Annotated in this window: 10 protein-coding genes; all 10 read left to right on the top strand. The window is 36.3% G+C overall.

What is annotated here, in order from left to right:
* Positions 1–980: serine hydrolase domain-containing protein (locus HMPREF2660_RS07910; protein ID WP_070486530.1), on the top strand; the 980-nt coding region annotated here is incomplete at its 5' end.
* Positions 981–1040: 60 nt separating this feature from the next.
* Positions 1041–2063 carry an urea transporter gene (locus tag HMPREF2660_RS07905; protein WP_070486528.1) on the top strand — a complete coding sequence of 341 codons (1023 nt, stop codon included), beginning with the start codon at positions 1041–1043 and terminating at the stop codon, positions 2061–2063.
* A gap of 135 nt (positions 2064–2198) precedes the next feature.
* The gene (locus HMPREF2660_RS07900; RefSeq protein ID WP_070486526.1) at positions 2199–3128 is read left to right on the top strand and encodes a hypothetical protein; all 930 of its coding nucleotides are present in this window, start codon (positions 2199–2201) and stop codon (positions 3126–3128) included.
* Between the two features lie 513 nt (positions 3129–3641).
* Positions 3642–4721 carry a baeRF3 domain-containing protein gene (locus HMPREF2660_RS07895; RefSeq protein ID WP_070486524.1) on the top strand — a complete coding sequence of 360 codons (1080 nt, stop codon included), beginning with the start codon at positions 3642–3644 and terminating at the stop codon, positions 4719–4721.
* A gap of 148 nt (positions 4722–4869) precedes the next feature.
* Positions 4870–5724, top strand: a complete 855-nt coding sequence (locus tag HMPREF2660_RS07890) for an AraC family transcriptional regulator (protein ID WP_255356439.1) — start codon at positions 4870–4872, stop codon at positions 5722–5724.
* 81 nt (positions 5725–5805) lie between these two features.
* Positions 5806–6408 carry a DUF417 family protein gene (locus tag HMPREF2660_RS07885; RefSeq protein ID WP_070486522.1) on the top strand — a complete coding sequence of 201 codons (603 nt, stop codon included), beginning with the start codon at positions 5806–5808 and terminating at the stop codon, positions 6406–6408.
* A 459-nt stretch (positions 6409–6867) separates the two neighbouring features.
* Positions 6868–8415 (top strand): type I restriction-modification system subunit M, encoded by a 1548-nt coding sequence (locus tag HMPREF2660_RS07880; RefSeq protein ID WP_070486521.1) that lies wholly within the window; start codon positions 6868–6870, stop codon positions 8413–8415.
* Positions 8412–8987: a restriction endonuclease subunit S gene (locus HMPREF2660_RS10780; protein WP_083299095.1), complete on the top strand. Its 576-nt coding sequence runs from the start codon at positions 8412–8414 to the stop codon at positions 8985–8987. Before HMPREF2660_RS07880 ends, HMPREF2660_RS10780 begins: the two co-directional genes overlap by 4 nt.
* A gap of 2 nt (positions 8988–8989) precedes the next feature.
* Positions 8990–9565 carry a restriction endonuclease subunit S gene (locus HMPREF2660_RS10775; RefSeq protein ID WP_083299094.1) on the top strand — a complete coding sequence of 192 codons (576 nt, stop codon included), beginning with the start codon at positions 8990–8992 and terminating at the stop codon, positions 9563–9565.
* 18 nt (positions 9566–9583) lie between these two features.
* The gene (locus HMPREF2660_RS07870) at positions 9584–9937 is read left to right on the top strand and encodes a four helix bundle protein (RefSeq protein WP_013597196.1); all 354 of its coding nucleotides are present in this window, start codon (positions 9584–9586) and stop codon (positions 9935–9937) included.
* Positions 9938–10008: the final 71 nt, after the last annotated feature.

Below are 10008 nucleotides of genomic sequence, written 5' to 3'. Positions count from 1 at the left end.
GGACATCGTTTGCCTTGAAAAAAGGAACTTTCATATGGCAAGGTTCATCGGGAAATATGACGATTGACCAATCGTATTTCATTGCAAGTACCACAAAGCTTTTCACCACTGCAATCATCTTGAAACTAAGAGCAGAAGGCAAACTACGTCTTGATGACAAAATCAGTACCTACATAGATCCATCTATTTTATCGGGATTGCATAATTATAGAGGAAAAGAATACTCGCAAGAACTAACAATTAAACATCTACTCTCTCATACGTCTGGACTTCCGGACTATTTTCAAGGAAAGGGAGCGAACCGTAAAAGTTTGGAAAACGAATTAACCCAAGGCAACGACCAATTTTGGACTTTCGAACAAGCAATTGAAAGGACGAAAAACATGGCATCACTTTTTGCACCTGGCACAAAAGGGAAAGCCAACTATTCCGATACAAATTTCCAGCTTTTAGGTAAAATCATTGAGGCCATTACGCACAAATCGTATTCGGAAAACTGTCAGCAAATTATTGTTAAACCACTTGGTTTGACAAAAACCTATCTATACCAAGACCCCACCGACCAAACACCGAAGACATTTTACTACAAAAACAATGAACTGAACATACCCAAGGCAATGACTTCTTCTTGTGCAGACGGTGGAATGGTGTCAACTTCCACCGATATGCTTGTTTTTATCGAAGCATTTTTTACTGGAAAGGTTTTTCCGAAAGAATACATTAATGGATTGCAAGAATGGAACAAGATATTTTTCCCGATGCGATCGGGTATTGGTATTCATTTATTCAAACTTCCTTGGTTTTTTAATCCTACAGGCGCAACTTTGTCCTTTATTGGGCATTCTGGACTTTCGGGAGCCTTGGCATTTTACAGGCCGAAAGAAAATTTTTTCATAGCAGGAACAGTCAATCAATTGGCACGCCCCGACATTTCGTTTAGAACGATGATTAAATTAACCCAACTAATAAACAAAAAATAAGAAAAACGGGGCGGGTGACTTCGATGGTGCTTGTTGCAAAAATCAATCATAGAACTGGGAATGAAATTTTCTGCAACCATTGCTAAACTCTGGCTGCTAAGTGGTAATATTGCAGAACAAACTCTATCCGATAGGATAAGTAAATTAATTTATAACATCGTAGCAGTGAGATGGAAATTAGATACAAAAAATGAATTGGCTGGTAAGGTTGTTTCGGCCATGTCCGTACTATTAAAGGGGTATGGACAAATCATGCTCCAAGAAAATAGTATTACTGGCTTACTTTTTCTTATTGGTATTTTTTACGGCTCATCTCATATGGGTTTTGCTTCATTATTAGCAGTTGTGTGCGGAACAGTTACTGCCATTATATTCAAATATCCCAAAGCAGAAATCGATAAAGGACTGTACGGGTTTAGTGCAGCTTTGGTTGGCGTTGCAGTTGCTTTGTTCCTAAAACCAGCGTTGGCAAGTTGGGTATTTATCATGATAGGTTCGGCATTGGCCACTGTATTACAACACTTTTTTATGAGACGGAAAATCCCCGTTTTCACGCTGCCGTTTGTTGTGATAACTTGGTTGATCCTTTTCATTAGCAATAATTATAGTGGAGATTTATTAGCAGAACCTGCACTCACTAGCAACCAAGCTAACGATTATCTAGCGACGGTTTTCAGAGGTTTTGGGCAAGTAATATTCCAAGGAAGTATAGTGTCTGGAATTTTATTTTTTATCGCTGTATTTATTAGTTCACGCATTTCTGCATTGTATGGACTTTTTGGTGCAATTATATCCAGTCTTATCGCATTCGGCTTTTCTGCGCCAATCAACGATATTGGTCTTGGTCTATATGGCTATAACGCGGTCTTGTGTGCAATTGTATTTGCGGGCAGACAGTTCAGGGACGGACTATTGGTTTTGATTGCTGTATTTGTATCGCTGGGTATTAGTCTATTAATGTCGAAGTTCGATTTCCCTCAACTTACCTTTCCGTTTGTTTTGGCATCTTGCATTACCCTTTTGTTTAAAACGAAAACAAAAATTAATTACAAATCCTTTAAATTAATAAAACCGAAAAAATAGAGCTCAGATAAGTAAAATCAAAAAGTAATCGTCTAGGCTAACAAATGCTTGCCAAACACTGTTTACGTTATAATTCGATAATTTCGGTTTTTTTATTTTTACAACAACTTATCAGAAACTAAATCGGATGATAAAATGAGTTACATTAATTATAAGTCTGAAGAAAATTCTATTTATATCTGCAAAGGGCATTCGAAATTATTTGATAGTCTGAAATCAGAAAGTCAAAATGAAAACTTCGAGACTTTGACCAACAATGGATATTTTAGTGGAATAAAAATTAATATTTTTTTATCAGAAAGGGAATTAGATGGAATAAAATGCGAAGAAGAGTTCAAAACATTATTAGAAAAAAACAATGTTCCTTTTCTGTATATTGGTCAAGGGCCATACGGCAAAGAACGCTCGGGAGTCTTGATTGAGCAAACCAAATCCAAGAGAGCGGATTTTATCTTAAATCTCCCAGATTTGGGAACCCTCTTAATTGATGTGAAATGCAAGACCAGATTTGGATTCAAGAGTAACGACAAGAAATATTTTTATCTTTTCGTATCAGAATTGGAAGCTCTCTATAATTTACAAAAATTAATCTTAATGCCTGTATGGGTAGCATTTTACGATAGAGAATGGATACATAACGGAAAGAATAATCCTTTTTATTTTCTCCCGATCTCTGTGCTTTATAAGTTTTGGAAAAAAATGTACGATTGTTTTGATAATGAAACACAATTCAATGAAATTTCGGTCATTCGGATTCCTTATGAATTGTTAAACAAAGTCGAAGATGATAAAATCTTCTTCAAAGTCGGTTATTCTAATATAGACGAAGAGCTTTTAAGAACCTTTGCTATAAAAAACATAGGTTTCAACCGAAAACTAAAAGATCGTATAAAACAAACGATACGCGAAAATGATTGTTATAAATCCAATCTTACCCATCTATTATTGAAGGATTCGGAAGATTTTTTTATTCGCAGTGAGGTCAATTTGGCTATTGAAAACCTAATCGCTAAGAACATTATCGATTACCAGCCTAGAAAAAAGTTGAGTTTGGTAGGAGAATAACAGTTGATAGAAAAAGAAGCGTCTATTCATTTCAACACTCGAGCAACTAAAAAAACTTTTTTATACTTTCTCTAGCAAGGTAATTTTTTGGCTGGTAAATATTTTCGAGGCTGCTACTACCGTGCTGCTAGGGTATTGGGCAAAAGAATATATGGAAATCTATTTTTCTTTGTCGTAATCAGCACGAAAAAAATCTTAATAGAAAGGTTCAACAGAAGACAAGTCTTGCAAAATAGAGGAGAGTTGTTCTAATTTTTAGTCGCCATAATTTTCATTTTTCATATTTTTTAACTATATTGGTTCATAGAAATAACGTTGGTTAGGAACCGGTAGTCATGCTAGAATTCTACTCGACAAAAGTACGTACATGTGCCAGTGCTCGACAGCTTATTGCCAAGGTAATGGGAGGTATAGAAATATCAAATGGCACGAAAATATCGGGAAGAAGAAAAACGTAAATTCTAAAAACAGTATAGCAAGAAAACAAACATTAAAAATTAACAAAAGAATAAAATGGAATTAAAAGATCAACTACAAAGATTAGCAACAGAAAAAAACTCACCATGTGTTACTATTTCATTGAATACGCATAGAACGCATCCCGATAATGCAAATGATTCAATAAAGTTAAACAACCTACTGAAAGAGGCCGAAAACAGAGTAATCGATGAGTTTGGTAAAAGACCAGTTGCGTCGCTTTTAGAGAAAATAAAAGATGTAGCTAATGAAGTAGATATTAATCACAACTTGGATAGTTTGCATATCTTTTTATCAAACGACACAATGGAAATCATAAAATCTTCTTGGTCTACCAATAACGAAGGGGTTCATATATCGGATGGTTTTGCGGTAAGATCTATCATAAAATCATACAACAGAAGTAACCACTATTTAGTAATGTTGCTTTCGCAAAGTGGTGTACATTTATACGAAGCGGTTAACGACGGTATAATCAACGAAATCAAAAATGGAGATTTTCCTTTTTCAGAAAATCCGCATTACAATACCAATCCAGATAAAACCAGCGATTCTAAACACCTAGACAACTTGGTTCGCGAATTTTTGAATAAAGTAGACAAAGCGTTGGTGAAAGTACATAACGAAACCGGTCTTGATTGTGTTGTGATTTGTACAGAAGATAACTACAGCCGATTACAGCAAGTAGCCGACAAACCATCGGTTTATCTTGGGTATGCTGCTATCAATTATAACGAAAGAGAAACGCATCAAATCGTTAAACAATCTTGGGAAATCATCAAATCTTTACAAGATGAACGTAAAAGTAAAGCCATTGCCGATATGAAAGAGGCGATTGCACAAGGTAAAGTACTTACCGATTTACAAGAAATTTATCAGGCAGCTATCGACGGTCGTGGAGAACTTTTGATTGTTCACCATAATTTCTCACAACCTGTATTGATGAAAGACGAAAGAACATTCGATATTATCGATGATGTTACAACACCCAATGCCATAGACGACATCACAAGTAACATTGCTTGGGAAGTAATTTCTAAAAAAGGCGAAGTTTTTTTCACAGGACAAGAGGAAATTAAAGACCTTGGTAAAATGGTACTCAAAACAAGATACTAAAAACCAACTAATCATATATAAAAGCGTGTATGTAAATTAAATAAAACGTGTAGTGGTAAATTAGAAGAGTGTATTTTTCTAAAAACTTTTTACCAAAAAAATAACAAAAAAGTACAGCTAATCTACCGCTGCACATACACGCCCATTATTGGAGGTAATTTTGCAGACATCACTTTTGGATCAATTTTCTATACAAAATAGCAGAAGTAATTTTTTTCAGAAGACAGTCAACTGTCCATACTACCAAATATTTGTTTTTCAGGGTTTTGCAAAGTTCGAAATAAACCTCATCCAATATCAATGCTCGGGTAATACATTGTTATACCTCGCACCGTATCAGCAATTTAGATGGCTGGACAACCATGAGACAGAATTGCAATTGATACAATTTCATGGCGATTATTATTGTATAGAATATCATAAAAACCTAATATCTTGCAACGGAATTTTATTCAATAATATCTACGAAAAACCCTACTTCAATATCAACAAAACATACTATGAGGAGATTGTTCGTACGATAGAAAAAATGGAAATTGAACTGAAAAGTAACGTTCATAATCCCTATACAGATTCTATTGTAAAATCGTATTTACAACTAATCTTATCCATTTCTAGTAAAGAAAAATCTAAATATCTAGCACCTACCAAACCAAATGAATTGCCCAACAAAGATGTGATTCTATTTCAAGAATTGCTAGAAAAACACTACAAAACAGAAAGAAAAGTTAGCTTTTATGCTGCAGAATTTTCACTCTCGAACGATGCTTTTAGTAAAAAAGTAAAAAAACAGTTTTCCAAGTCTCCTACACAATTAATCAATGAACGAGTAGTGCTAGAAGCAAAAAAAATGCTGCACCTAACGTATAAATCAATCAAAGAAATTGCACGAGAATTAAACTTCAGAGATGAATTTTATTTCAGTCGATATTTCAAAAAAAATGTAGGCGTTTCTCCAAGTGTATACAGAAAAAAAGTAGGCATATCCATCGTGGCAAAATAGTCTATGCTTTTCCCTTATTTGTCCATTCTTTCGCTGCTTAGCATCTTCTATCTTTGCTAAAAACCATTAAATATGCATACAATGAAAAGATTAGCACAAATTTTAGCAACTCAACAAACCAATTTTATCCACCTTATTCGGATCGCAATCTTTATCGTAATGGCATGGATCGGCGGACTGAAAGCATTCCAATACGAAGCAGACGGCATCGTACCATTTGTTATCAATAGCCCATTTATGAAGTTTTTCTACAACAACACAGGCAAAACAGCTACCAATGAGAAAGGGGAAACCGTAGCACAATATACCTTGTATAAAAATCCTGAAGGAAAAACCGTGCAGAAAAATATAGATTGGCATAAAGAAAACAGAACCTATCTATTTTCGTATGGCTTGGGTACCGTAATTTGTAGCATCGGTATTCTAGTACTTTTGGGAATTTGGTTTCCTAAAATCGGTTTTGTAGGCGGATTACTTACATTTGGTATGTCTATAGTAACCCTATCTTTCTTGGTTACAACACCAGAAGTCTATGTACCCAACTTAGGCGGAGATTTCCCAACACCGCAACATGGTTTCCCTTACCTTTCTGGTGCAGGACGCTTGGTCCTGAAAGATGTTATAATGCTTGCAGGCGGGTTAATCATTGCATCAGACAGTGCAAAAAAAATGATAAAACAGTAGGGTTATTATTCGCATTGCGAAAACAACAACCAAGAGGAGAAGTGTATAGTTTACCAAAAGTGAACCTACCATTTCTCCTTTTTTCTTCCACCAAAAAGAAGAGGAGCTTATTTTTATCAAGGGTAGTAAATCGTCTATGCTGTTCATGTTAGCAAAACCAAAAAAAAGCCAACGCAGAAACTTTACGGCTATACAATTTTTTCTAACAATTTTATGAGAATAAACAATAAGATAGAATATAAAATCTATCTTTACATACACATGATTATACGGGCAAGAACAAAAGAAAAAACATGCTAAAATAAACAGAAATAATAATGAAATTCATACGTCAAACAACATAAAAATAAGTCAAATAAAAAAATCAATAACAACCCAAAAAAAGCAACATTTTTTCTATACTATCTTGCCAAAATATTGAAAGTGAAACCATAAGAAGTATTTTTTAAGAACACAAAAATGACAAGCATTGCACAACGACAAGAATTACAAGCAAAAATCTGGAGAATAGCCAACGAAGTTCGTGGCTCGGTCGATGGATGGGACTTTAAACAATTCGTCTTAGGTACATTGTTCTATCGCTTTATTAGTGAAAACTTTACCAATTACATCGAGGGTGGAGATGAAAGCATCAACTATGCTGCCCTGCAGGATGATGTAATAACCCCCGAAATAAAAGAAGACGCCGTAAAAACAAAAGGCTATTTCATTTATCCAAGCCAACTTTTTATCAATATTGCCAAAAACGCCCATACCAACCCCAATCTGAATACGGACTTAAAGGCCATCTTCGATGCCATCGAAAGCTCTGCCAACGGTTATCCGTCCGAACCCGACATCAAAGGTTTATTTGCCGATTTCGATACCACCAGTACACGGCTGGGCAATACCGTAGAAGCCAAAAACAACACCCTGGCAAAAGTACTGAAAGGCATAGAAATACTCGATTTTGGAAATTTCGAAGACAATCAGATCGATCTGTTTGGGGATGCCTACGAATTTCTTATCGGTAACTATGCTGCCAACGCCGGTAAATCGGGCGGCGAGTATTTCACGCCCCAAACCGTATCCAAACTCATTGCACAATTGGCGATGCACAAACAAACCTCTGTAAACAAAATATACGACCCCGCCTGTGGCTCGGGTTCTCTACTGTTGCAGGCCAAAAAACATTTCGACAACCATATCATCGATGAAGGTTTCTACGGGCAAGAAGTAAACCATACCACCTACAACCTGGCGCGTATGAATATGTTTTTGCACAATATCAACTACGACAAGTTCAATATTACACTTGGCAACACCCTTCTACAACCAGAGTTTGGTGACGAAAAACCGTTTGATGCCATTGTTTCTAATCCTCCTTACGCGCTAAAATGGATCGGTAGCGACGACCCAACGCTCATCAACGACGACCGCTTTGCGCCTGCCGGTGTTTTAGCCCCTAAGTCTAAAGCAGATTTTGCTTTTATACTACACGCTTTGCATTACTTATCGAGTAAAGGGAGAGCAGCCATCGTTTGCTTCCCCGGTATTTTTTACCGTGGCGGTGCCGAACAAAAAATCAGAAAATATTTGGTAGACAACAACTTTGTAGAAACCGTCATTGCACTTGCGCCTAATTTATTCTACGGAACGTCGATCGCCGTGAATATTCTCGTGCTTTCTAAACATAAAACCGATACCAAAACACAGTTTATAGACGCTTCGGGCGAAGAATTCTACAAAAAAGTAACCAATAACAATGTGCTAGAGGATCAGCATATAGAGCGAATTATGCAGCACTTCGATACCAAAGAAGACACAGCACACGTGGCGATCTCTGTCGATAACAGCATAATTGCCGAAAACGATTACAACCTGTCTGTTAGCTCGTATGTAGAAGCCAAAGACACACGAGAAGTAATCGATATTGTAGCCCTGAATGCAGAAATAGCAAAAACAGTGGAAAAAATAAATACACTGCGTGCGGATATTGATAAAATTATAAAAGAGATTGAAGCATGAGTTACTTAGAAAAACTACTACAGGGCGTAGAAGTAGAATGGAAAACGCTGGGGGATGTGGCAGAGTTGAAAAGAGGACAAACGATCACTGCTAAAACGAAAACAGATGGCAATATACCAGTGATAAGTGGGGGGCAACAACCTGCTTATTATAATGCCGAATTTAACAGAGAAGGTGAAACTATTACTGTTGCGGGAAGTGGGGCATATGCGGGTCATTTATTATTTTGGAATGAACCAATTTATGTTTCAGATGCTTTTTCAGTAAAACCAGATATTAAAATTTTGAATACTAAATATGTTTTTCATTTTTTATTAAATAATCAAAATTGGATTTATAATTTAAAAAAAGGAAGTGGAGTGCCGCATGTCTATCCTAAAGACTTGGCCAAACTCCAAATCCCCATTCCTCCTCTCGACGTTCAGCAAGAAATCGTTCGTATTTTAGACCGTTTCGCCGAGCTTACAGCCGAGCTTACAGCCGAGCTTACAGCCAGACAAAAGCAGTACGAGTATTACCGTGATAAACTGCTGAGTTTTGATGATACTAATAGGGGGGGTATAAGTGGTTGACAATGAGCGAATTAGGAGTTTTTATAAGAGGTAAAGGATTGCAAAAAAAAGATTTTACCAAAACTGGTCTCGGTTGTATTCATTACGGTCAAATTTACACCCAGTACGGTACATACGCCAATGAAACTAAATCATTTGTATCTGAAGAATTTGCAAAAAAAGCTCGTAAAGCCAAATCAGGAGACTTAATCATAGCCACTACAAGTGAAAATGATGAAGATGTATGTAAGGCAGTAGCTTGGTTAGGAAAAGAAGAAATAGCGGTTAGTAGTGATGCATGTTTTTATCGACACAGTCTTAATCCAAAATATGTAGCTTATTTTTTTCAAACAGAAAAATTTCAAAAACAAAAAAGGCCATTTATAACAGGAACAAAAGTAAAACGAGTAAATGCGGATGATTTGGCAAAAATAAAAATCCCCGTTCCACCGCTCGCCGAGCAAGAACGCATCGTCGCCATCCTCGATAAGTTCGATACCCTGACCAGCTCCATCACAGAAGGTTTGCCCCGCGAAATAGAATTGAGGCAAAAGCAGTATGAGTATTACAGGGATCAATTATTAATGTTTAATGGTTAATTGTAAATTGTAAATGAGGTGAGAGAGAATATTGTTAAAATTAAAAGTTTTTCCTTTGCGGTACGTATCGTGAAACTATATCGTCATTTATGCGAGCAGAAAAAGGAATACGTTTTATCGAAACAGTTATTGCGCTCGGGTACAAGTGTGGGGGCAATGGTTCGTGAGGCAGAACATGCCGAGTCTAAAACCGACTTCAGGCATAAAATGGCAATAGCACAGAAAGAAATAAATGAAACTATATATTGGTTAGAATTGCTTGTGGCAACAGATTATTTGACCAGAGAACAATTTGAAAGTATAAATGCCGACGCTGTTGAAATTATAAAACTGATTAGAAGCATCATCAAAACCACCAAAGCCAACCCCTAACCCTTAACCATTACCCCTTAACCATTACCCATTACCCATTATCCATTAACCATTAACCATTAACCATTAAC

It is taken from the genome of Weeksella sp. HMSC059D05 (assembly GCF_001809725.1).
Classification (GTDB): Bacteria; Bacteroidota; Bacteroidia; order Flavobacteriales; family Weeksellaceae; genus Weeksella; species Weeksella virosa.
This window is presented reverse-complemented; position numbering and strand designations above follow the sequence as displayed.